The organism is Allgaiera indica, assembly GCF_900106675.1.
GTDB classification, from domain to species: Bacteria; Pseudomonadota; Alphaproteobacteria; order Rhodobacterales; family Rhodobacteraceae; genus Acidimangrovimonas; species Acidimangrovimonas indica.
In genome coordinates this window covers 121,103-143,255 of record NZ_FNOB01000006.1, presented here as the reverse complement: position 1 = coordinate 143,255, position 22,153 = coordinate 121,103, and the positions used below count along the sequence as shown (strand labels likewise).

At 63.5% G+C, this 22,153-nt stretch carries 18 protein-coding genes, 1 tRNA gene, 1 pseudogene and 1 CRISPR repeat array; of the genes and pseudogenes, 11 read left to right on the top strand and 9 right to left on the bottom strand.

Translation table 11 applies throughout. From position 1 onward, the window contains the following. Position 1 precedes the first annotated feature (1 nt). From BLV97_RS07195 to BLV97_RS07165, 6 genes and pseudogenes are all read right to left on the bottom strand, one after another. Positions 2 to 463, bottom strand: a pseudogene (locus BLV97_RS07195) (DUF6441 family protein); the annotation flags it as partial. A gap of 195 nt (positions 464 to 658) precedes the next feature. Beyond that, on the bottom strand, positions 659 to 1,363 hold the full coding sequence (locus tag BLV97_RS07185; protein ID WP_035843780.1) for a recombinase family protein: 705 nt from the start codon (positions 1,361 to 1,363) through the stop codon (positions 659 to 661). Positions 1,364 to 1,476: 113 nt separating this feature from the next. Continuing rightward, the gene (locus tag BLV97_RS07180) at positions 1,477 to 1,995 is read right to left on the bottom strand and encodes a phage terminase small subunit P27 family (RefSeq protein ID WP_081825098.1); all 519 of its coding nucleotides are present in this window, start codon (positions 1,993 to 1,995) and stop codon (positions 1,477 to 1,479) included. Beyond that, positions 1,992 to 2,423, bottom strand: a complete 432-nt coding sequence (locus tag BLV97_RS07175; RefSeq protein ID WP_051646125.1) for a hypothetical protein — start codon at positions 2,421 to 2,423, stop codon at positions 1,992 to 1,994. The genes BLV97_RS07180 and BLV97_RS07175 overlap by 4 nt, the downstream gene beginning before the upstream one ends. Then, a complete protein-coding gene (locus tag BLV97_RS07170) occupies positions 2,423 to 2,683 on the bottom strand; it encodes a DUF7220 family protein (RefSeq protein ID WP_176992636.1) in 261 nt (86 codons plus the stop codon). Before BLV97_RS07170 ends, BLV97_RS07175 begins: the two co-directional genes overlap by 1 nt. Then, positions 2,680 to 3,981: a site-specific DNA-methyltransferase gene (locus BLV97_RS07165; RefSeq protein ID WP_081825099.1), complete on the bottom strand. Its 1,302-nt coding sequence runs from the start codon at positions 3,979 to 3,981 to the stop codon at positions 2,680 to 2,682. Before BLV97_RS07165 ends, BLV97_RS07170 begins: the two co-directional genes overlap by 4 nt. A 390-nt stretch (positions 3,982 to 4,371) precedes the next feature. Here BLV97_RS07165 and BLV97_RS20700 point away from each other — a divergent pair, with 390 nt between their 5' ends. From BLV97_RS20700 to cas2, 10 genes are all read left to right on the top strand, one after another. Further along, positions 4,372 to 5,154 carry a hypothetical protein gene (locus BLV97_RS20700; RefSeq protein ID WP_035843782.1) on the top strand — a complete coding sequence of 261 codons (783 nt, stop codon included), beginning with the start codon at positions 4,372 to 4,374 and terminating at the stop codon, positions 5,152 to 5,154. Then, entirely contained in the window at positions 5,147 to 7,039 is a 1,893-nt protein-coding gene (locus BLV97_RS07150; RefSeq protein WP_035843784.1) for a 7-cyano-7-deazaguanine synthase, read from the top strand. The genes BLV97_RS20700 and BLV97_RS07150 overlap by 8 nt, the downstream gene beginning before the upstream one ends. Before the next feature lie 222 nt (positions 7,040 to 7,261). Beyond that, entirely contained in the window at positions 7,262 to 7,489 is a 228-nt protein-coding gene (locus BLV97_RS07145) for a helix-turn-helix transcriptional regulator (protein ID WP_051646126.1), read from the top strand. Further along, complete coding sequence (locus tag BLV97_RS07140) at positions 7,486 to 9,810, top strand: phage/plasmid primase, P4 family (RefSeq protein WP_051646127.1); 2,325 nt, start codon at positions 7,486 to 7,488, stop codon at positions 9,808 to 9,810. Before BLV97_RS07145 ends, BLV97_RS07140 begins: the two co-directional genes overlap by 4 nt. 187 nt (positions 9,811 to 9,997) lie before the next feature. Then, positions 9,998 to 10,444 carry a DUF2924 domain-containing protein gene (locus BLV97_RS07135; protein WP_035843787.1) on the top strand — a complete coding sequence of 149 codons (447 nt, stop codon included), beginning with the start codon at positions 9,998 to 10,000 and terminating at the stop codon, positions 10,442 to 10,444. After that, on the top strand, positions 10,441 to 11,766 hold the full coding sequence (locus tag BLV97_RS07130; protein WP_035843788.1) for a recombinase family protein: 1,326 nt from the start codon (positions 10,441 to 10,443) through the stop codon (positions 11,764 to 11,766). Before BLV97_RS07135 ends, BLV97_RS07130 begins: the two co-directional genes overlap by 4 nt. Then, complete coding sequence (locus tag BLV97_RS07125) at positions 11,763 to 12,149, top strand: hypothetical protein (protein ID WP_035843791.1); 387 nt, start codon at positions 11,763 to 11,765, stop codon at positions 12,147 to 12,149. Before BLV97_RS07130 ends, BLV97_RS07125 begins: the two co-directional genes overlap by 4 nt. A 136-nt stretch (positions 12,150 to 12,285) precedes the next feature. Beyond that, entirely contained in the window at positions 12,286 to 15,525 is a 3,240-nt protein-coding gene (gene cas9 / locus BLV97_RS07120) for a type II CRISPR RNA-guided endonuclease Cas9 (protein ID WP_081825100.1), read from the top strand. 56 nt (positions 15,526 to 15,581) lie between these two features. Next, positions 15,582 to 16,496, top strand: a complete 915-nt coding sequence (gene cas1 / locus BLV97_RS07115; RefSeq protein WP_035843795.1) for a type II CRISPR-associated endonuclease Cas1 — start codon at positions 15,582 to 15,584, stop codon at positions 16,494 to 16,496. A 34-nt stretch (positions 16,497 to 16,530) separates the two neighbouring features. Then, the gene (cas2, locus tag BLV97_RS07110; RefSeq protein ID WP_210184771.1) at positions 16,531 to 16,839 is read left to right on the top strand and encodes a CRISPR-associated endonuclease Cas2; all 309 of its coding nucleotides are present in this window, start codon (positions 16,531 to 16,533) and stop codon (positions 16,837 to 16,839) included. Between the two features lie 72 nt (positions 16,840 to 16,911). Beyond that, a CRISPR array of direct repeats spans positions 16,912 to 18,665; the repeat unit is 36 nt; unit sequence ATCCTAGCAGAAGAAGCGGCGTGGCCAAGCCCGGAC. Between the two features lie 319 nt (positions 18,666 to 18,984). Here the strand turns inward: cas2 and BLV97_RS07105 are convergent. From BLV97_RS07105 to BLV97_RS07095, 3 genes are all read right to left on the bottom strand, one after another. After that, positions 18,985 to 19,074, bottom strand: a tRNA-Ser gene (locus BLV97_RS07105). A 53-nt stretch (positions 19,075 to 19,127) separates the two neighbouring features. Next, a complete protein-coding gene (ychF, locus tag BLV97_RS07100) occupies positions 19,128 to 20,225 on the bottom strand; it encodes a redox-regulated ATPase YchF (RefSeq protein WP_035843838.1) in 1,098 nt (365 codons plus the stop codon). A gap of 94 nt (positions 20,226 to 20,319) precedes the next feature. After that, positions 20,320 to 21,144, bottom strand: a complete 825-nt coding sequence (locus BLV97_RS07095; protein ID WP_035843840.1) for a PhzF family phenazine biosynthesis protein — start codon at positions 21,142 to 21,144, stop codon at positions 20,320 to 20,322. Positions 21,145 to 21,303: 159 nt separating this feature from the next. Here BLV97_RS07095 and trpA point away from each other — a divergent pair, with 159 nt between their 5' ends. Continuing rightward, positions 21,304 to 22,095, top strand: a complete 792-nt coding sequence (gene trpA, locus BLV97_RS07090; RefSeq protein WP_035843842.1) for a tryptophan synthase subunit alpha — start codon at positions 21,304 to 21,306, stop codon at positions 22,093 to 22,095. Positions 22,096 to 22,153 lie beyond the last annotated feature (58 nt).

Below are 22,153 nucleotides of genomic sequence, written 5' to 3'. Positions count from 1 at the left end.
ATCACCGCCCCTCCACCCAGTTCGCCACGATCAGCCCCGGCACGGCCTCATGCGCCCGCTCGGCGTCCCGCGCCAGGTCCAGCCGCTTCGGCAGTTTCACCTGCGCCACCAGCAGGAAGATCGGCGCGGTGACCTTTCCGCGTCCGGTCTTCGAGCGGGACACCACGGCCTGACCCTTGGTATTCAGCCGTCCCTCCGCCACAAGCAGGCTTGGACCCGTCCGGCGATAGACGAAGCGCAGGCGCAGACCGCGTCGCCGTTCCCATTCGCCGGGCTTGATCCGACCGCCGCGCAGGGATTTGCCCGCGGCGGGCAGCGGAATCGCCAGCCAGAACCCGTCCTTTGAGCGGATAAGCGGGCCGGTGTCGTGGGCTCCCACGATGACTGGTGCCTTGGACCAGACCAGCGCAGCGGCATCCAGGCTCTCGCCCGACCTCGGGAAGTTCTGGCTGCGGGTCGAGTTGGGGTCGATAATGGCAAGCCATCACCGTTTCGTTGCGACGACAATGTGTTGTTACTCCAACCCCGGCCGAGGGTGCACAATTGTGCCCATTTCCGGCTTGGACATCGAGACCGTTCGGTCGGTAGCATCGGAGCAGGTACTTTCGTCTCTACTGCTCTTTGACATCGTGAAGCCTGGCTGCGGGAACGAGCTCATTTAGCGCGCACCTGTCAGACGCCCGATCAGATTGCGCACATTCGACACATGCCACTGTCCCCCGCGCCGGGTGAGCATTCCTCGGTCGTTCAGTGCCTCTGCAATCGACCGCAATGTCGTGTGGCCCTGCGCCCGGATGTCCGCCAGAACCGGTGCGAGGCTTTCCGCATGCCGATCCGCATTCAACGCTATCGCTGCCCGGAGTGGTGCCGCACCCTTCCCCGCCCGCCGGAGCGCCGCAGCCCCATTCGGGTTTCCCAGTTTCACCCCACGTGCCTTGGCCACGGCCAACGCCTCCTTGGTGCGCCGCGAGATCGCCTCGCGCTCCTGCTGCGCTACCAGCGCCATGATGCCGACGGTCAGGTCATTCGCCTCCGGCATATCGACGGCCACGAACTTCACGCCACTGTCGCGCAACGTCAGCAGGAAGGCCGCGTTGCGCGAGAGCCGGTCGAGCTTGGCGATGACCAGCGTCGCGCCGGTCAAGCGCGCCAGTTGAATCGCCTTGCCGAGTTCCGGCCGGTCGGGGTTCTTGCCGCTTTCCACCTCGGTGAACCGTCCGATCAGGTCAGCCCCGCGCGATTGGGCAAAGCCGTCAATCGTCTGCCGCTGTGCCTCCAGACCAAGCCCGCTCGCCCCCTGCCGGGCGGTCGAGACCCGCTCGTAGGCGATCAGCCGGAAGGATGGGGCAGTCTCTCTGACCATGTACACACCTGCCTAACGTTCGTTGCGCAGTTGTGTACCATCAAAAGCGAGCAGAGTGTACGGCAAGGTATTGATCCGAATTCGGATTTTTGGCTGGCGGCGGCCCCAAGCGGCTACAGAAGATCGATGTCGCTCGCATCAATCGTTCCGGCATCGCCGTCCTGCGGCAGGCCGCCGATAATTCGGATCGTCGTGACCTGCGGACCGGCATCCTTCTGGAACGCGGCGACCCGGCTCCGCGATGCAGGTGTGATGCCAAGCTCGCCCATGTAGCGCCCCATCAGTTCAAGCTGCTTGTTGGCGACGGTAAGCCAGGGGTTCTGCTGGATGTAGCCCGAGGCCGTCTTCACCAGCGTCGGCGTCTCCTTCAGCTTTTCCTCGGCCTCGACCCAGCGGCCGTACGACTGGCAATAGGCCGCCAGCGCCGCGCGGTCGACCAACGTCACCACGCCCATGTCCTGAAGCGCCCCCGCGATACGCCGCCACTCCTCGGTGGCCACGTCCGACAGATGGGGCGGGCAGTCGATCTCCCCCTCTGGCGCCACCGGCTCGTCAGCGTTGTAGCCGCGCTTGCCGGGGTTACCATCGATCAACCGGATCGCCGTGGGCTTTGGTTTGCGACCGCGCATCATGACCCGCTCGTCCCGACCACGCCCTCGATCAGGTCCGGCACTCCTTGCTGCCGGAGGGCCAGCGCATTCAACCTCTCGAGCAGGATTTGCCTCACCGGGCGCTGCGCTACTGTGCTGTCATCAGGCACGGTGGCATGTTCGACGACCGCGGTCTCCCGCCAGCCGCCTTGCGTCTTGAGATAGAAGATCATGCATGCTGTATCTCCGCTGCGCGCCTTGGTGATCAGACCCTGGGCTATCGCCCCGATCGCCTTGGCCTTGCCGCGTTTATAGCGTGCGGCGATTTCCTCGTCGCGCGCCATCATGTCATAGAAGGTGCGCCGCCCGATCCCGAAGTAATCGGCGATCTGCTCGGACGACAGCACTGCGGCCAGGGTTTCGACCTCGGCCTTCTGCACATCCGAGAACTGCATCGGCTGGCGTGCCATCAAGCACCCCCGGCGAGATCAGGCTGGGAGGTAGTTGCGCGCCTGCTCTCGCGCCCCCACCGCGCGAAGGCACGCCGGAGTACATAGATGCGTGCGAGCCAGGCCAGCGTGAAGGCGAGGTCGAGCTTCAGTGACTGGACCAGCGGCAGGCTAAGGCCCGCCACCGGGAACAGCGCGAGTTGCAGCAGCGCGGTGACACCATAGCCGACCGCGACATTGGCCGCGGCCTTGAGCGTGAAAAGGCGGTGTGACTGTCTCATGGCGCGCCCTCCGAACGCGCGACTGCGATTTCGGCGAAACTTTCGCCCCCCTCAAGCCGTGCCTTCTGCCCCGTGAACGCCTGCCAGCGCAGGATCGCCACATCGACATAGGCCGGATCAAGCTCGATGGCGTAGCACGCGCGTCCCGTGCTTTCCGCGGCAATGATCGTCGTCCCCGATCCGGAGAAGGGTTCATAAACCGCCTGCCCCGGGCTGGAGTTGTTCAGGATCGGCCGGCGCATGCATTCGACCGGCTTTTGCGTGCCGTGGATGGTCTCGGCATCCTGATCGCGGCTGGCAATCTGCCAGAGCGTGGTTTGCTTGCGATCGCCGCTCCAGTGCCCCGTCGCGGCCTTGCGCACCGCGTACCAGCAGGGTTCGTGCTGCCAATGATAGTCGCCGCGGCTCAGCACCAGCCGCTCCTTCGCCCAGATGATCTGCGAGCGGACATTGAACCCCGCGGCCTCGAGGCTGTCCGCAACCGTGGTGGCATGCAGCGCCCCATGCCAGACATAGGCCACGTCGCCGGGAAAGAGCGCCCAGGCGGCGCGCCAGTCGGCTCGGTCGTCGTTAAGGACTTTGCCCGTCCGTTTGGTCTCAGAGGCCCCGGCCCGGTTGCGCCAGTCGGGATCATACATCACGCCGTAGGGCGGATCGGTGACCATTAGGTGCGGCGCAACACCCGCCAAAAGCCGCGTCACGCCGCCCGCGTCCGTGGCATCGCCGCACAGCAGCCGGTGCGCGCCCAACTGCCACAGATCGCCCAGCCGGGAGGTCGAAACGGCCGGCGCCTCGGGCACCTCGTCCTCGCGCGGGTCGGCCGCATCGCCGCGCAGCAGCGCATCGATCTCACGGGGCTCGAATCCCAGCGTGCCAAGATCGAGGCCGAGCGCATCGAGCTCGCCCACCTCCAGCGCCAGCATCGTGCTGTCCCAACCCGCCTGTTCCGCTAACCGGTTGTCGGCGAGGATGTAGGCCCGCTTCTGCGCCTCCGTGAGATGGCCCAACTCGATCACCGGCACCGTCGCGAGGCCAAGCTTGCGCGCCGCCATCACCCGGCCATGTCCCGCGATAATGCCATTCTCGCCATCGACCAGCACAGGATTGGTGAACCCGTATTCCCGGATCGCCCCGGCCAGCAACGCCACCTGCGCCTCACTGTGGGTGCGAGCATTGCGCGCATAGGGCACCAGATCCCCGAGCGGGCGGTGTGTGATCGCGAGGCCCGCCCCGCTCGCCAGTGCCGCCCGGTCTTGCGGAACAGCCCCGATCTCGTCGCCTCGCACTGCCTTCGTCATGCCTGATCCCCTGCTGACCCCCGGCTAGACAAAATCGCGGGGACGGATGCCTTAGGGGCAGTATATCAAAGGCGTAAACTATTGTAAAAATGACATTATTTGACATTTCTCGACATTGTGCGTCATGCCACGCCAAAAGCATTCGCGCCATCGCTCTTCCCAACGCGCAAGAGTCCGAGGTGTAATTGCGTATGACGGATATGACAGAAGAAAAGGGTTTCTGTCTCACGCGCGCACGTGGAAACAATTACCAATCCTACTGTCACATCCGTCATGTGATCATGAGGTACCGAAGACCTCCGCCGCGGCCGAACCACCCATGCCATCTTTGAATTGACAATACGCTCACCGCAGGGTTGAAATCCCTTACGCGCTAGGGAACCAGAACCAATGGGCCATATTCATCTTGGCGTTCTGCCCAGTTCGAAGAAGTGGCGCGAGGTCGTGGCACTTCTGGAAGACGGCCTTCCGGATGAAGAGGTTCTGCAAGCCAGCGCGCTTGCCGCCGAGCGTGACCTGGATCGAGCCGCACACGATCCGCTCTTCGTCGAATGCGTTCGCCTGCTCGCCATGATCCCGCAAGCGGCCCGATCGCCAGACTTCGGCCAAGGTTTGCGCGATCTTGATATTGCTGTCGCCTCGTCGCCGGACCTCCTGCAAATCCTCTCTGCCACGGGGCGGCACCTTGATCTTGTCGCGCGCAGCCTCGGGCACCGCAGCGATTTCGGGGAACTCGCACGCAAGGCGCTGCTCTCGACCCTCTCGAGCGCAATGACGGACGCCATGCCGAGCCTGTTCGAAGCAACACCTAGCGATGTTCGGGATGCTGCGCGCGGCTTTGCGCAATCCGCACGGTTTTCTTCTCTTGCGCGTAGCTTTTACACGCGGCTACTGTCTGACACATTGCACTCTTGGCTCGACCGGACCCTCTCTGCACATGTCGGAGACGGCCTGCGCTTTCGGAGCATGGAAGCTCGCTCGGGCTTCGACGCCGCCCTGACCCAGTATTGTTTTGAGGCCACCCGCATCATTCGGGAGTTTGCCGGCGGATGGTACGGCAAGACCGTCTATCGGGACGGCGCCATCTCAACGCAGCAGGCGACGGTGTTTGGCGCCGTGGCCTTCAAGAAGATTTCCGAAGAACTCCGCCACAAACGGGGTGCCGATGACTGAGACATTGGTTCGGGTCGAGACTGGGTCACAAGACCGCGTGCGGGACATGGTCATCCGGATCAATGGCGCAAACCCCACGTTCGACCTGCAGACAGACCCAATCGAGCATCAATTGCTGGTGCCCGCCAACGAGCTTCTCCTCGACCTTCTTGATGTTGCTGCGTCGGTCTTCGCCGCCGACAGTTCCGTTCCGCGCGGTGGCGCGACCCGGCCCGAGTTCGGCGCGGGGTGGCGGCGGCGAATGACCTTCAGCATCCCTGTGCGCAGCCCCGATATCTGGAATCGTCCCGAAGTCACGGCGGCTCTTGTCGACGCCGTCGAGTTTCTGACCGACGACGAGGTGGCGTTCGAGTTTCACAAAGGGCGCCAAAGCATTGGCCCGCAGCAGTATTTCGACTTTGCGGGGGATTCCGCGCATAGTGGTCAGATCGAGGATGTCCTCCTGTTTTCTGGGGGGCTCGACTCGCTCTCCGGCGCGGTAGAGCGATTGACCCAAGGGCCAGGGCGCATCGCCCTCGTCACGCACCTCTCGGCGAACAAGATCATAAAGCATCAGAAACTCCTCATAGAAGCGTTGAAGAAGCGCTTTCCTGGTCGCATCCTGCACATCCCCATCCGCGCCACACGCAAGGGTTCTGAGGCCGCAGAAACCACACAAAGATCCCGATCCTTTCTCTTCGCATCGCTCGCCTATGTGGTGGCCCGCATGCTGGGCGCAAAACGGATCGCCTTCTACGAAAACGGGATCGTCAGTCATAACCTCCCGATCAGTACTCAGGTGATCGGCACCATGGCCACCCGCACCACGCATCCTCTGTCGCTCGTCAAACTCGGGGCCTTTCTCGACACCTTGGGTGGCTCGCCCATCCCGATAGAGAACCGCTTTGCCTGGTTGACCAAGGCGGAGGTGATCACGCGTCTTACCGAGAATGGCGGGGCCGATCTGATCAAGACATCGATAAGTTGCACTCAGGTCCGCGATCAATCGGTACTGCACACCCACTGCGGAGCCTGCTCGCAATGTCTCGACCGGCGCTTTGCCATGCTGGCCACCGGTCTGCACGTTCACGAACCGGACGATATGTACCTCACCGACGTCATCAGCGGCGCGCGCGATGCAGGGCGATCGCGCACCATTGCGCTCGATTGGATAGCACATGCCTGTCGGCTGGCAGACCTCAGCCAGCGAGACTGGATGGATCGCTTCGGCAGCGAGTTGCTACGGATCGTCGAAGGCCTCCCAAACCTTTCCGGAACCGACGCCTTGCAGCGGATCATTGCCCTGCACCAGCGCCATTCGAACACTGTCAAAAAGGCCCTCGAAGACGCCGTCGCCAAATATGCGCCCGACCTTGTCTCTCGAAGTTTGCCTGTGACTTCCCTTCTGCGCCTTTATCTCAATGATCCGCCAGGAACGCCAAGCCTGCCCCGCCTCGCGCGTGGCAGGTATGTTTCTGCAGAGCCCTCTGTCGCCGCGCCTACCCTCGACGCGGGCACGCGCGATACGGGCATCTTTCCCCTGCAGGTTGCGTTTCACAATGACGGTAAGGATGACCTCATCACAGTCAGAGGCCTCGGCGAGGTACGCGGGCGGTCCGCCAGCGCCGCCCACCTGCTGCGCCCGGCTTACGAAGAGGACCAGAAGAAAGGGCTGAACTCCGACAACCACACCTTCGTTCCGGCAATGTCCCTGTTCCTTCCCGTTCATGTCAGCAAAGCTGCTGTGCGCAAATGCGTGCAGCGTTGCCGGGACGCGCTGGCGGAATTCTACCGTGCAATTGAGGGGCATGACCCGCCACGGGATCTGCTAATCGAGAACAAGCCGCAGCGCGGCTACCGACTCGATCCGACCTGCAAGATCGTGGATCGGGACCAATCGAAGTAGCAAACGCAATCGCCCGACGATGACCGATTCTCCAAGAATGTCACGGAGCAGCGCGTTCGTGTCACGCAGCAACGCTTGACGCACGGTATTTCCTGCATTTTTCCCGCCAAAATGTCACGGAGCGCGACGGGAGGCGTCACGCCACGATCCTCGCGTAACACACTGATTTCACGTCATTATGTATGAGTTAGGTGCCGATTTTGGTGCCGCAGGAGATCAGGCATGCAACATCAATGTGACCAGGAGGGTGCGGGACATCGGGACGGCCCGATTTTACCCGAACACATCGTCGCAAAACGCTGGAACAAATCCGTCCGTACCTTGCAAAGGTGGCGTCGGGCGGGCACCGGCCCTGCCTACCTGCAGATCGGCGGCAGTGTCTTCTACCGCTCCAACGACATCATCGCCTTCGAGGATGCGTCCCGCCGGATTGGGGGAGAACCAGCATGAACGCTTCTCGCACGCCCCCACATCCCGACCAATTTTCTCCCGATGCAACTGCGATCGCCGACTTCCTCGACCTCGTCTTTGGCGACACTCATGGCTTCGTTCCGGTCCGCCTGCTGACCGAGAAAGGTACGCAGGCTGGCAAGCCTTGGAGCAAGTATCCTCCGGTCGGCCAGTACCTGGCGGGCACAATCGTGCTTGAGGCCGAACGCGCGGCGCGCGAGGGACGCGGCATCTTCATCGTGCCTGGGACGGTGGCTCAGCCAGGCAGTGCAAAGGCGCGCGAAGTTTGCGAGATGGCGGTCATTCTCGTCGATCTGGACGAAGGCGACATTGAGGCCAAGCGCGCCCATCTGGTGGAGCATCTTGGCGTGGCAACGCTCGAGGTTGCGTCCGGCGGCAAGACCAGCGACGGCGCCGACAAGCTTCACATCTACTGGTGCCTGACCGAAGCTGGTCGGGGTGACGACATTGGCCGCATCTGTCGGTTGCGCAAAGTCCTTGCTCTGAAGGCCGGAGGTGATCCCTCCTTCGGCAGCGCCCATCAGCCAATCCGCGTGCCCGGCTCGATCCATGGCAAACAGGGCCGCCGCGCGATCGTGCGCATCGTCGGCCGCTCTGCACAAAAGTACGACCTCGACGAGTTTGCGGAGGCGGTGGCAAGAATGCCGGTTCTCCCCGGGCAGGCGATAATCCCCGCATCGACACCCACGGCAAAGCCGGGCCCAACGGCACGCCAATTGATGACTCGCGTGATCCGGGAAGGGGGTTCCGACGGGACCACGCGTTTTGACGCGCTCTCGAGGGTCATCGGGCACTGGATCCGGCAGGCGCGATCGGGGCAGATAACTCTCGACGAGGCCTGGGACGCCGTCCAGAACCACAATGCCGCCGTGATTGCGCCGCCTTGGCCCGACGACCGTCTCCGCCAGGAATTCGACGCTCTCCTCCAGCGCGACACAAGGAGCACCGGGCCAATCCCCGCCGCTCTGGCCAAGAACGCCCTTGTTCTGCCGATACCTGAGCTGAGCGAGGATGCTCTTGCCGCCAGCTTCGTTGCGACCGTCGGGCAAGTCTGGCGCCACGTCGCGATTTGGGGCACCTGGATGTATTGGGACGGTACGTACTGGGCGAAAGACGAGCTTGGCGCGGTTCGCGAAGCGGTTCGGCAGGTTTGCCGGGCCGCTGTAGTGGGCCACGACAAACCCTCTGAGGCGCGCCGCATCGCCTCCGATAAGACCATCGCCGCAGTGCTCCGCATCGCCGCAACGGATCCCCAGACGGCCACCAGCAGCGACGCCTGGGACCAGGCACCGATGCTTCTCAATACGCCCGATGGAATCGTGGACCTCGCGACGGGGGAAGTGCTTCCCCACGATCCGGCGCGGATGCTCACCCAGATCACAATCGCATCCCCGGGTTCCAGCTGCCCGCGCTGGGAGAGGTTCATCGACGAGATCACCGGTGGCGACCACGAACTTGCCGCCTATCTGGCGCGGCTGAGCGGTTATTGCCTGACAGGGGCAATGCGGGAACAGGTGTTCTTCTTCCTGCATGGCGCTGGCGGCAACGGCAAATCCGTACTCCTGAAGACGCTGTTGGCCGTCATGGGCAGCTATGCCACCACAGCGCCACTCGACACCTTCATGGCGGCCTCAGGAGAACGGCATCCAACTGACCTCGCAGGACTGCGCGGCGCACGCCTGGTGACTGTCACGGAGACCGAAGAAGGACGCGCCTGGGCCGAGACCCGCATCAAGACGATCACCGGTGGCGATCCGATCAAGGCGCGGTTCATGCACCGCGACTTCTTCGAATTCGCCCCCTCGTTCAAGCTGATCATCTCAGGAAACCATCGCCCACGATTGAACGGTGTCGGCGAAGCGATGCGGCGGCGGCTGCACCTCGTGCCCTTCACCGTGACGTTCACGGATCAAGGACGTGACGCATCCATCGAAGACGCTCTCACCGCAGAACGCGACGGCATTCTCGGCTGGATGCTCAAGGGCTGTACCGAATGGCAGCGGATCGGACTCGCGCCGCCGGCCACGATTCTGGAAGCAGTAGAAGAGTATTTTGCGGACGAGGATCTCTTCGGGCAGTGGATTGCAGAGCAGTGCATCACTGGCCCCTCCCAACGAGCCACCGCGGCTGATCTCTTCGGCAGTTGGTCCAGCTTCGCCGACCGGAACGGCATTCCCAGAGGTTCACAGAAGTCGCTAGGCGAAGCGATGCGGCAGCGAGGGTTTCGTCCGGCCCGCAGCCCCGGTGCACGACGTTGGCAGGGCATTTCTGTCCGGATGACCGGGGAGCCCGAGGCGTGAACCCCTATCCTGCAGCCCTTATGAAGCCGCTCGAACGCCGCGCCGAGCTTTGCGCCATTCTCGCCCGTGGCCTGTGCCGATTGAAGATGAGAGACGCGGCAGAAGTATCTGCTGTGGATGGAGAAACTTCGCTTCACTTTCCGCCCGACCAGAGCGGTCATGCAACCACCCCAAAACGGAGAGTTGCATGACCGACCCGATCCCCGCGCGCCTGGCCGCGTTGAAGACGACCCCGACGCCCGACCTGAAGCAGCAGTGGCGCGAGCTCTTCGACAGCGCGCCACCGCCGTTCAACCGGCGATATCTGGAAAGCCGCCTAGCCTATCGTATCCAGGAACTGGCCTATGGCGGGCTGAAGCCCGAGACGATCCGGCGGCTCGAACGGCTGGGCGAAGACCTGGACGGCGGCGACCGGAAGAAGAGCCGCATCCGCGCCGACATGATGCCGATCGCCGGGACAAGGCTGCTCCGCGAGTATCAAGGCGTCGAGCAGGTCGTGACCGTCTTGCAGAACGGGTTCGAATGGCAGGGGCGGCCGTACAAGTCGCTGTCCGCGATCGCCCGGGCCATCACCGGCACGCGCTGGAACGGCTGGGTGTTCTTCGGGCTGAAAAACCACAGGGGGCGGACATGACGAAGCCACCGGAAAAATCGAAGGTGCTCCGCAAGCTGCGCTGCGCCGTCTATACCCGAAAATCCTCGGAAGAAGGGCTGGAGCAGGAGTTCAACAGCCTCCACGCCCAGCGGGAGGCCTGCGAGGCCTACATCGCCAGCCAACGCTCCGAGGGCTGGGTGCTGGTGCGCGACCAGTATGACGACGGTGGGGTTTCTGGCGGCACGCTGGAACGCCCCGGCCTGAAACGGCTGCTGGCCGACATCGAAGACGGGCTCGTCGACGTGGTGGTGGTCTACAAGATCGACCGCCTGTCGCGCTCGCTGATGGATTTTTCCAAACTTGTCGAGGTGTTTGACCGGAACGGGGTGACCTTCGTCTCGGTAACCCAGTCCTTCAACACCACCACGTCCATGGGACGGCTGACGCTGAACATTCTGCTCAGCTTCGCCCAGTTCGAGCGCGAAGTGACCGGCGAACGCATTCGCGACAAGATCGCCGCCTCCCGCCGCAAGGGCATGTGGATGGGCGGCGTCCCGCCGTTGGGCTATGTGGTCAAGGACCGCAAGTTGGTGGAAAACCCCGGCGATGCCGCACATGTCCGCTGGGTCTTCGCCCGCTTCATCGAGATCGGCTCGGGCACCGTGCTGGCGCGGGAACTGGCCGCGCGCGGCGTCACGACCCGCCGCGGCCACCGCATCGACAAGAAGTTCATCTATCGGATGCTGAACAACCGCGCCTACATTGGCGAGGCGGTCCACAAGGGCGACAGCTATCCCGGTGAGCATGACGCGATCATCGAGCGCGAGATGTGGGACAAGGTTCACGCCATCCTGCAGGAGAGCCCCCGGAAGCGCGCCGCCCGCACACGCGCCGACACGCCCGCGCTGCTGAAGGGGCTACTGTTCGGCCCAGATGGCGCCGCGTTCTCACCGACGCATACCCGGAAGGGGGATCGTCTCTACCGCTACTATGTCAGTCAGACCGTGCTGAAGCATGGTGCTGGATCCTGCCCCATCGGCCGCGTGCCAGCGGGCGAGATCGAGGCCGCAGTGATCGACCAGCTTCGCGCCGTATTCCGCCAGCCAGAGATCGTCGCAGGGACGTGGAAGGCCGCCCGCGCCCATGCCGACGACATCACCGAGGCCGACGCCCGCGCGGCGTTGCAGCAGCTCGAACCGCTGTGGGACAAACTTTTCCCCGCCGAGCAGGCGCGCATCGTGGCGCTGCTGGTCGAACGCGTAGACATCGGCGCGGACGGCCTGAATGTCCGGCTGCGCGTTGACGGTCTCGCCGGCCTCGCGCGCGAGATGCTGGCCGGCGATATGGGTGCGGCCGCATGACCCGCGGGGCGCCGATCCCCGAGACGGTGACGCTCCACGTCCCATTCGGTGTCGTGAAGCGCGGCGGCCGCAAGGAAATGCAACTGCCGGAGGGAGTCGCGCAGTCGCGCCGGAACGACAATACGCTGGTCAAGGCGCTTGCACGCGCATACCGGTGGAAGCGCATGGTGGATTCCGGGGAGTTTGCCACCATCGCCGAACTGACTGAACGCGAGGGGATCGCGCCGTCCTACATGACGCGCGTCCTACGTCTGACGCTGCTGGCACCGGACATAGTCGAGGCAATCGTGGACGGAACACAGGGGCCGGACGTGACGCTGGCGAATTTGATGGAGCCGTTTCCGCTGGATTGGAAAGCGCAGACATCCAGGCAATCGGTCTGAAACAGATGGGGCAGGCCGCAGCCTGCCCCAATGGTGTGGTTTTAACCTTATCGCGGGAAAGACCACGCCGCTTCTTCTGCTAGGAATTTTAGGGTATCCCGGAATATGCTGGCTTGGCAAGCATTTCGGAGGGCCTATGTATCGTTTCGCTTTCGACCTCGGAACCAACTCCCTTGGCTGGGCCGTCTATCGCTTGACCAATGACACGCGGCCCGCTTCCATTGAAAGGACAGGGGTGAGGATCTTCCCAAACGGTCGGGATCCACAGTCGAAGGAGTCGAATGCCGCTGGCCGCAGAATGCCGCGCGGCGCAAGGCGGAGGCAGGATCGAAGCCTGGGACGAAGGAAGCGGCTGCTCGATGACCTGATCGGGTTTGGCCTGCTGCCATCAGATGCAGATGCCCGCAGCGCGGTCTTTGCCGCAAATCCCATCGAAGCACGGGCTCGGGCCGCGCGCGAACAGGTGGCTCTGGAACAACTTGGCCGGGCACTCTGGCACATGTCGAAACATCGCGGTTTCAAGAGCAACCGCCGCGCCGACAAGGATGCGGATGAAAAGGGCAAGATCGCGATCGCCTCGGCCGCCCTTCTAGAGCGACTGAGGGCAGACGGGCACCCGACATACGGCGCCTTTCTGCACGCGCGCCTCGTCCGAGGTGAAGGAACGCGCATACGCCCGGCAGGCGACGGCGCAAAGCTGTCCTACGAATTCTACCCGACACGCGCTCTTCTGGAGGCCGAGTTCGATCACATCTGGGCCATCCAAGCGGGCTTCCACCCGTCCCTGACCGAAGCGATGCACGAGCGGCTGCGCGACACCATCTTCTTTCAGCGCCCCCTGCGCCCCGTCCGTCCGGGGAAATGCACATTCTTCCCCGATCAGGACCGGCTGCCGCGCTGGCACCCGGCCGCACAGGAGTTTCTGATCCTGTCACAGCTCAACCATTTGCGCATCGTCGACGATCAAGGCGAACAGCCACTGGACATCACCGCGCGGGATCTTGTCGCGCGTACGTTGATGGCTGGAACAAAACTGTCATGGTCGGGCCTGAAAAAGACCCTGAAGCTGCCGTCACAGGCCGAGTTCAACCTCGAAAAGGGCGGCCTGAAGGAGCTTGCACGGAATGACGTGGCGGCACGACTGCTGGGCGATACGAAGAAACCCGGACCGCTGGCGACGCTCTGGCCGACCCTCGACAGCGCCACGCAAGAGGAAATCCTGTGGCAGATATCGGAGGTCGCAGACCCGGAAGAGCTCATCTGCTGGCTTATGGAAAGGCTCGGGCTTTCTCGCGAGGTGGCGGAAAGGGTCGAGAAGATCCCACTGCCGGACGGTCACCTGCGTTTCTGCAAGACAGCGACGCAGGCGATTGTCGAAAAACTGCGCTGCGACGTCATTCCCTATGACGAAGCCGTCCGGCGCGCGCCTTTGCTTGGCGGGGCGGGGCTGGACCACTCCGATTTTCAGGCCGAAGAAGGCGTCGATACCCTGCCGCCCTACAACCGGCTGCCCGTTCTACAGCGCATGATCGGCAACGGAACCAGCGATCCGAAAGACACGGACCTGCTGCGCTATGGCCGGATCACCAACCCGACCGTGCACATCGCCTTGGGCCAGTTCCGGCGCGTGATGAATGCGCTGATCGCAGAATACGGTAAGCCTGCGCAGGTCGTCATCGAGGCCACGCGAGACATGGCCAAGTCAGCCGAGGAACTGAACAAGATCGAGAAAACCATCCGCGACAACGAAAAACGCAATGATCGCTGGCGTGCCGAGCTTCAGAAAGCGGGGCTGCTGGTGGAAGGCGCGCGGATCGGCGACCGGTTCTTGAGGATGCGCCTATGGGAGGAGATTGGCAGAGGCCCGGCAGATCGGCTCTGTCCCTACACCGGTCGCCCCATCGCGCTGCATCAGCTGCATTCCGACGAGATCGAGATCGATCATATCCTGCCCTTCGAGCAAACCTTCGACGACAGTCCAGCCAACAAGAGCCTGTGTTTCCGCGATGCCAACCGCCGCAAGGGCAAGCTGTCGCCGGCTGCAGCGGCCGACCGGCAGCCAGACTTCTTCGATCTGGCTGCCATCATCGGGCGCACGAAACACCTGCCCGCCAACAAGGCCTGGCGGTTTCTGCCCGGTGCCATGGAAAAATGGGAAGAGACGCGCGGTTTCGAGGATCGCCAGTTGAACGCCACCGGCTATCTGGCCCGAGTTGTCCGCGCCTATACCGAGGCGCTGTTCCCGAAAACCGATGCCGAGGGCAAGCGACGCAGCCATGTCTGGGTCCTGCCCGGTCGCATGACCGCGATGTTGCGGCACCGCTGGGGTCTGAACCTGGGCGATCACAACCGTAAGTCACGCGACGATCACCGCCACCATGCGATCGACGCCGCCGTGGTGGGCGTGATCGACCGGCGGATGGTGCAGGTGTTGCAGACCCATGCGCGGAACCTGGGGGTGGAGCGGCTGGACCGCGTGTTACCCGCGCCGCCAGAACCCTTCGAAGGTTTCCGCGACGCCGTGCTGGCTGCCGTCGAAAAGGTCAACGTCAGCCATCGTGCGCAACACGGCAGCATCGACCCAACCGATCCATCGCAGACCAGCGGCAGGCTGCATGAGGATACAGTCTTTGGTCTTGTGCGGGATGTGCCAGAGAACCAGGCCGAGCGCACCATCGGCAATGTCGTTGTGCGCAAACCCATAACCGGCTTGACCGAAAAGGAAATCGGACAGGTGCGCGACGTCAAGATGCGCCTCAGTCTGCAGGATGCCACCAGTTTAGCCCGCGACAAATCCTTGCCGGAGGCAGAGCGCAAGAAGCGCCTGCCCGAGGCGCTGGCGAAATGGGTTCAGGAAACCGGCCACCGCAAACTGCGTATCCTGAAGCCCGAAGCTGGCGTTCGCCCCGTTCATGACCGTGATGGCAAGCCCTACAAATGGCTGGTGCCCGGTGAAATCTCCTGGCTCGACATCCTAGAAGCGCCTGACGGCACATGGTTTCAGCACGCCACAGACATCTGGGCGGCAAACTCGGGTGGGGCCGAGCCCTGGAACGTCGCGCACCCCAGCGCACGTTTCATCATGCGCGTCCACAAGAATGACACCATTCAAGTGTTCGATTGGGACGACAGAAACAAGTGTGTCGTGGAAGGAAGCAACCAGATCAAGAGGATCGTACGCTTGGAACCGAGCGCCAACAGAATGCGGCTCGTCGGCATAAACGACGCAGGCAAGTTTGACGAACGGCACAACGAGCCAAACGATCCCTTCCGCTGGGATCTTGCCACGATCAGCAAACTGAAGCTCCGCCGCGCCCGGCGCGTGCGGATCGACGAATTGGGGCGGGTTCACACGATCCCGCATGGGACAGTTTAGAAAATGGGCTAACAGGCAGGCCAACCGCTCGGGCGCATTCCCTAAAGGAGGCTCTCATGGTTGGACGGATACTGGAACTGACGAAGCCCGGGCTTTCGGTGCACAAGCGCCGCGGGTTCCTGGCGGTAGATACAAGCGACGGCGAGGCCGGGCGCATCGCGTTTGATGATGTGGAGGCGGTGCTGGTGGCCAGTCCCGGAATGGTCTGGTCGAACACAGCGCTTGCCGAACTTGCGGCACGGCAGGTGCCAGTCATGGTGCTGGGCCAGGACTTCACCCCGGTGGCGGTAATGTTGCCGCTCAACGGGCATTTCCAGCAGGCGCATCGGATCAGGGCACAGGCTGATGCGTCATTGCCGTTTCGCAAGCAGGCCTGGGCCACTCTGGTCCGCCACAAGATCACCGCACAGGCGGAGGCGCTCGAGCGCGTGAACGAGCCCTCCGAGCGATTGCGACGACTGGCAACAGCCGTGCGCTCCGGCGACCCTGACAATCGCGAGGCCCAAGCTGCGCAGGCCTATTGGCCTTTGATGATGGACAAGGCATTTCGGCGTGACCGCGACACCTCGGGCGCGAATGCCCTGCTGAACTATGGCTATGCCGTTCTGAGAGCAGCGACTGGCCGCGCGATCGTGGCCGCGGGGCTGCATCCGTCCTTGTCCGTCCATCATCGCTCAGGCGGCGATGCGCTGGCGCTGGCCGATGATCTGATGGAGCCTTTCCGCCCCACCGTCGACCTGATCGTCCGTCGCCTTTGCGCGGAGGGCATCACCGAGGTCGCCGAGGCGCGCGGTGCACTGGTGGCCAGCCTTGCGGCCGATTTCCCGACGTCACAAGGCGCAAGCCCGCTTTCTCAGGTTCTTGTGCGCCTTGCGCAAAGTCTCGCCCAGTCGTGTGAAAACGGCAAACTGCGCCTCATCTTCCCGGACCGGCCAATCCCCATCGCCTCTGAAGTCCACGACGATGAATGAAAATGGCTTCAAACAGCTTTCAGGATACAGAATCATGTGGGTATGGGTGCTTTTCGATCTGCCGGTGCTGACCAGCGCCGAACGCAAGCGGGCCACGCGGTTTCGCAACGATCTGTTGGACCTTGGCTTTGAAATGGTTCAGTTTTCGGTCTATCTTCGGCACGCGTGGAGCAAGGAAAAGGCCGAGAGCTATGCAAGACATGTTGGCGACGTCGTCCCGGACCCCGGCCATGTGCAGGTGCTGTTCTTCACGGACAAGCAATATGCCCTCAGTCAGGTTTTCCACGGCAAGCGTAGATCGAAGGCCCCTGCAGAAAAACCGGCTCAACTCGTGCTGTTTTGAGCAGGCAAGGAGCGTTTTTTCTGCGGCTCAGCCAAGAAAAAGCCCCGCGCAACAAGAGGTTGCGCGGGGTAGATCCTAGCAGAAGAAGCGGCGTGGCCAAGCCCGGACTAGGATGGAGCGCTCAAACGGGACGCCTGTATCCTAGCAGAAGAAGCGGCGTGGCCAAGCCCGGACTAGACCTTCGGGATCATGTCGATCATGATCATCCTAGCAGAAGAAGCGGCGTGGCCAAGCCCGGACTGACCATCCGGTCGGTCGACTATCTGGTCAATCCTAGCAGAAGAAGCGGCGTGGCCAAGCCCGGACTCGATCAGCATCAGGGACATGTTCAGTGATATCCTAGCAGAAGAAGCGGCGTGGCCAAGCCCGGACTGGTTGAGGAGTGGATGTCGTGAATGGTCTATCCTAGCAGAAGAAGCGGCGTGGCCAAGCCCGGACTGTTTCGTCGTCATCAGCCGGGTCACGGGGATCCTAGCAGAAGAAGCGGCGTGGCCAAGCCCGGACCCATAGGGCGCGAGGGCTTCGTCAATATCGATCCTAGCAGAAGAAGCGGCGTGGCCAAGCCCGGACATAAATCCCGACGCGGTGGCCGCGCCCCGAATCCTAGCAGAAGAAGCGGCGTGGCCAAGCCCGGACTAGCTTTCCTTGCCGATGCGCTTGGCGATCATCCTAGCAGAAGAAGCGGCGTGGCCAAGCCCGGACGGGAATGGCCGGCGGTGTCCAGTTTTTCAGGATCCTAGCAGAAGAAGCGGCGTGGCCAAGCCCGGACCGTCACTTGCAGCGACGCGCCTCAAACATCATCCTAGCAGAAGAAGCGGCGTGGCCAAGCCCGGACAGCATATACTCGCCATTGATACAGTATCCGATCCTAGCAGAAGAAGCGGCGTGGCCAAGCCCGGACGGGCGCAAACTACCCCAGTCGATACCCTGCATCCTAGCAGAAGAAGCGGCGTGGCCAAGCCCGGACGTCACGCTGGCCCAATCGCAGAAGCGCGAAATCCTAGCAGAAGAAGCGGCGTGGCCAAGCCCGGACAAGCTGCGAAATCGCCTTCGCAAACTGTTTATCCTAGCAGAAGAAGCGGCGTGGCCAAGCCCGGACGTACCGCTATAAGCGCCGCCGGTCGTGCCAATCCTAGCAGAAGAAGCGGCGTGGCCAAGCCCGGACGGCGTGATCGTGGTAGCCATCGGCTATTCTATCCTAGCAGAAGAAGCGGCGTGGCCAAGCCCGGACGACGGCAGCTGCCGCGTCTTTGAGCGCATGATCCTAGCAGAAGAAGCGGCGTGGCCAAGCCCGGACTCGACCCGGGCGAGCGCGCGGCCGACACCGATCCTAGCAGAAGAAGCGGCGTGGCCAAGCCCGGACATGGTGCCCGAAGTCGCGACCTGCACGGCCATCCTAGCAGAAGAAGCGGCGTGGCCAAGCCCGGACAGCCAGGCTGAGCGGCCAACCACCCCAAGCATCCTAGCAGAAGAAGCGGCGTGGCCAAGCCCGGACTGACCTCAGCGGCTGTGGTGATACCTCCCTATCCTAGCAGAAGAAGCGGCGTGGCCAAGCCCGGACAGATCCATGGCGCCATCGCCGGAAGTGGCGATCCTAGCAGAAGAAGCGGCGTGGCCAAGCCCGGACAGGGCGTCTACGATGGCACTCCCTGCCGTCATCCTAGCAGAAGAAGCGGCGTGGCCAAGCCCGGACGAAGACAACAAGCGACCGGTGCTTTATGTCCATCCTAGCAGAAGAAGCGGCGTGGCCAAGCCCGGACTACAAACCGGTGCGGGTTCTGTGGCCCAACATCCTAGCAGAAGAAGCGGCGTGGCCAAGCCCGGACGAACATTGCTGTGAACTCGCCTCCCCCCCCCCCCGCTGCGCACATCCATGAAATGGGTTTGGATTTCAGGGCCGCCTGCACTGGAAATGGAACTGCGAAACGATCAATTCGTAAGGCGCAATTATCTTCTTATTATCAATATCTTACGGAAATTCACCAAAATTGCGCAGGCAACAGGTCCGGAGAATTTCGGCCCCGAGAGCACGCCTCCGGGCATCCGAGCGCGTAGGACGGTGAACAGCCCACCCCGCATAACCTTTGAATATAACGGAAAAATCCGGCCGCAGCCGGATCGGGAGAACTCTTTCGCAAGGGCAAGTGGCGGAGACGAAGGGATTCGAACCCTCGAGACGGTTTCCCGCCTGCACCCTTAGCAGGGGTGTGCCTTCGACCACTCGGCCACGTCTCCGCCGACCCGTTTAATGGCACTGACCAGAGGGGGCAAGGGGGGAATTCACCGGTTCAGGCGTTGAACAGGAAATGTAGCACGTCCCCGTCCTTCACCTCGTAACCCTTGCCCTCGACACGGAACTTGCCCGCCTCCTTCGCGCCGGCCTCGCCGCCGTGGGCGACATAGTCCGCATAGCCCACCGTCTCGGCCCGGATGAAGCCGCGCTCGAAATCACCGTGAATCACCGCCGCGGCCCGCGGTGCCAGCGTGCCACGGCGGATAGTCCAGGCGCGCGCCTCCTTCGGGCCCACCGTAAAATAGGTCTGCAGGCCCAGAAGGTCGTAGCCCGCGCGGATCAGACGGTCGAGACCGGCCTCCTCAAGGCCCATCTCCTCAAGGAACATCGCCGCTTCCTCGGGGTCGAGTTGGCTGATCTCCTCCTCGATCCGGGCCGAAATCACCACCGTGCCCGCGCCCTGTTCGGCAGCCATCTTCGCCACCCGCTCGGATTGCGCGTTGCCGGTGGCGGCGGCGCTTTCCTCGACATTGCAGACATAAAGCACGGGCTTGGCGGTCAAAAGCTGAAGCTGGCTCCAGGCGCGGGCCTCGTCCTCGGGCACGGTGACGGTGCGGGCGGGGCGGCCATCTTCCAGCGCGGCCTGCGCCAGGCGCAGCAGCTTGTCCTGTACCACCGCCTCCTTGTCGCCACCGCGCAGCTTGCGCGACAGGCCCTGCAGGCGACGCTCGATCGAGTCCAGATCGGCCAGCATCAACTCGGTCTCGATCGTCTCGGCATCGGCGATCGGGTCGACCCGGCCCTCGACATGGGTGACATCGCCGTCCTCAAAACAGCGCAGCACATGGGCGATGGCATCGACCTCGCGGATATTGGCCAGGAACTGGTTGCCCAGGCCCTCGCCCTTGGAGGCGCCCTTCACCAGCCCCGCGATATCGACGAAGGTGATCCGCGTGGGGATGATCTGCTTTGAACCCGCGATCGCGGCCAGCTTGTCGAGGCGGGCATCGGGTACCGCAACCTCGCCCACGTTGGGTTCGATCGTGCAGAAGGGAAAGTTCGCGGCCTGCGCGGCGGCGGTCCGCGTCAGCGCGTTGAAAAGGGTCGACTTGCCGACATTCGGCAGACCGACAATACCCATGCGAAAGCCCATCCGCATCTCCTTGAACCCGGTTTCACGGGGCTTTTAGGCAAGGCAGTGCGCCCGCGCAAGGTACAGCGGGGGTCAGGGCGGGGGCGGGGCCGGGTCAGGGCAGCGTCCGGGTCGCGCCCCAGACGCGCACCGGATTGCCCGCGCCTTCGGTGGCCTGGGCGTGGATGAGGCTGGGTTGGCCCATGTCTTCCCCCTGGCGGATGTGGACGGGCCCCTGGTGCCGGCCGGTGTCGCGCAGCCACCCCGTCAGCGCAGCCGCGGCGGCGCCGGTGGCCGGATCCTCGTAGACGCCATGTCCGGCGAAGGCGTTGCGGGCGTGAAAGCGCCCCGGCGCCTCCTGCCAGACAAGTGCGACCGTCACCAGCCCGGCCGCCTGCATGAAACGCGCGCCGCGGTCGAACGCGTAGCGCGCCTCATGCAGCAGCCTGGCATGGCCGAGCGGGATCAGCAGGTGATCCGCCCCGCCGTTGATGCGCGCAAGGCCAAGGCGCGCGTCGATATCCCCGGGTTCGAGGCCGAACAGCGCCAGCGCCGCCTCGGCCTCGGCGGCGTCGACCGGGCCATGCCGGGTGGGGGGCGAGGTAAGCTCGGCGCCCCAGCCGGCCCCCTCGCGGCGTCCTTCGACCGAAATTTCGCCCGTGTTGAGGCGCAGGGTAAAGCGGGCCGGCCCTTCGGACTGGGCAAGCGCCGCGCCAAGCGCGATCGTCGCGTGGCCACAGAACGGAACCTCTCCCTGTGGGGCGAAATAGCGCACCCGGTAGCCATCCGCCTGTTTGGCGGCGAAGGCGGTTTCGGAATAGCCTACCTCGGCGGCGATCGACTGCATCTGGGCCTCCGGTGGCAACTGTGCCCCAAGCCAGACGCCGGCGGGATTGCCCCCGGCGCCATCATTGGAAAAGGCACAGATACGCTGCAACATCCCCAGTCCCCCGTATGTCCGGCATTGCCAGGAAGCTAGCGCCCCGTGGGCGGAAGGAAAATGAAACCCGGTGATGCGGTGGATCAACGCATCGGAACACATTGATTTTCCCGCGGCCCTCGGGCACATCGGATCGGACATCGCCGAGGAGACGCCAGCATGACCCGCATCGATACCAAATTCGCGCAACTCAAGGCCGCGGGCAAGAAGGCGTTCGTATCCTACATCATGGCGGGCGATCCGGACATGGAGACCTCGCTTGCGGTGATGAAGGCGCTGCCGGGGCAGGGGGTCGATGTCATCGAACTGGGCATGCCCTTCACCGATCCGATGGCCGACGGCCCGACGATCCAGCTGGCCGGGCAGCGCGCGCTGGAAGGCGGTCAGACGCTGCAGAAGACGCTGGACATGGTGGCCGAGTTCCGGCGTGGCGACGATACCACCCCGATCGTGATGATGGGCTATTACAACCCGATCTATTCGCGCGGTGTCGCGCGCTTCCTGACCGACGCCAAGGCGGCCGGGATCGACGGGCTGATCATCGTCGACCTGCCGCCCGAAGAGGACGACGAGCTGTGCATCCCCGCGCGCGACGCGGGCATCAACTTCATCCGCCTGGCAACGCCCACGACCGATGACGCGCGCCTGCCCAAGGTGCTGCAGAACACCTCTGGCTTCGTCTATTACGTCTCGATCACCGGCATAACCGGGGCGGCGGCGGCGCAGGCGGCGCAGGTCGGGCCGGAAGTGGCGCGGATCAAGGCCGCGACCGATCTGCCGGTGGTGGTGGGCTTTGGCATCAACACCCCCGAAACCGCGCGCGAGATCGCGGGCGTGGCCGACGGCTGCGTCGTAGGATCCGCGATCGTGAAGGAGATCGCCGCCGGCAAGACCCCGACCGAGGTGGCGGCCTTCGCCGGCGCGCTGGCCGCCGGGGCGCATTCGGCCTGAGCCGGGCGCGGAAAAACGCTTGGCAAGCGTTTTCGCAAATTCCTTGAGAAGGAATTTG

What these genes read in the sequence shown, in the direction of transcription:
- BLV97_RS07125 (WP_035843791.1), top strand. Translation starts at nt 11,763, where the DNA reads ATGACCCGCGGGGCGCCGATCCCCGAGACGGTGACGCTCCACGTCCCA.
- BLV97_RS07180 (WP_081825098.1), bottom strand. Translation starts at nt 1,995, where the DNA reads ATGATGCGCGGTCGCAAACCAAAGCCCACGGCGATCCGGTTGATCGAT.
- BLV97_RS07140 (WP_051646127.1), top strand. Translation starts at nt 7,486, where the DNA reads ATGAACGCTTCTCGCACGCCCCCACATCCCGACCAATTTTCTCCCGAT.
- BLV97_RS07150 (WP_035843784.1), top strand. Translation starts at nt 5,147, where the DNA reads ATGACTGAGACATTGGTTCGGGTCGAGACTGGGTCACAAGACCGCGTG.
- trpA (WP_035843842.1), top strand. Translation starts at nt 21,304, where the DNA reads ATGACCCGCATCGATACCAAATTCGCGCAACTCAAGGCCGCGGGCAAG.
- BLV97_RS07185 (WP_035843780.1), bottom strand. Translation starts at nt 1,363, where the DNA reads ATGGTCAGAGAGACTGCCCCATCCTTCCGGCTGATCGCCTACGAGCGG.
- BLV97_RS07095 (WP_035843840.1), bottom strand. Translation starts at nt 21,144, where the DNA reads ATGTTGCAGCGTATCTGTGCCTTTTCCAATGATGGCGCCGGGGGCAAT.
- cas2 (WP_210184771.1), top strand. Translation starts at nt 16,531, where the DNA reads ATGTGGGTATGGGTGCTTTTCGATCTGCCGGTGCTGACCAGCGCCGAA.
- BLV97_RS07165 (WP_081825099.1), bottom strand. Translation starts at nt 3,981, where the DNA reads ATGACGAAGGCAGTGCGAGGCGACGAGATCGGGGCTGTTCCGCAAGAC.
- BLV97_RS20700 (WP_035843782.1), top strand. Translation starts at nt 4,372, where the DNA reads ATGGGCCATATTCATCTTGGCGTTCTGCCCAGTTCGAAGAAGTGGCGC.
- cas1 (WP_035843795.1), top strand. Translation starts at nt 15,582, where the DNA reads ATGGTTGGACGGATACTGGAACTGACGAAGCCCGGGCTTTCGGTGCAC.
- BLV97_RS07175 (WP_051646125.1), bottom strand. Translation starts at nt 2,423, where the DNA reads ATGGCACGCCAGCCGATGCAGTTCTCGGATGTGCAGAAGGCCGAGGTC.
- ychF (WP_035843838.1), bottom strand. Translation starts at nt 20,225, where the DNA reads ATGGGCTTTCGCATGGGTATTGTCGGTCTGCCGAATGTCGGCAAGTCG.
- cas9 (WP_081825100.1), top strand. Translation starts at nt 12,286, where the DNA reads ATGTATCGTTTCGCTTTCGACCTCGGAACCAACTCCCTTGGCTGGGCC.
- BLV97_RS07145 (WP_051646126.1), top strand. Translation starts at nt 7,262, where the DNA reads ATGCAACATCAATGTGACCAGGAGGGTGCGGGACATCGGGACGGCCCG.
- BLV97_RS07170 (WP_176992636.1), bottom strand. Translation starts at nt 2,683, where the DNA reads ATGAGACAGTCACACCGCCTTTTCACGCTCAAGGCCGCGGCCAATGTC.
- BLV97_RS07130 (WP_035843788.1), top strand. Translation starts at nt 10,441, where the DNA reads ATGACGAAGCCACCGGAAAAATCGAAGGTGCTCCGCAAGCTGCGCTGC.
- BLV97_RS07135 (WP_035843787.1), top strand. Translation starts at nt 9,998, where the DNA reads ATGACCGACCCGATCCCCGCGCGCCTGGCCGCGTTGAAGACGACCCCG.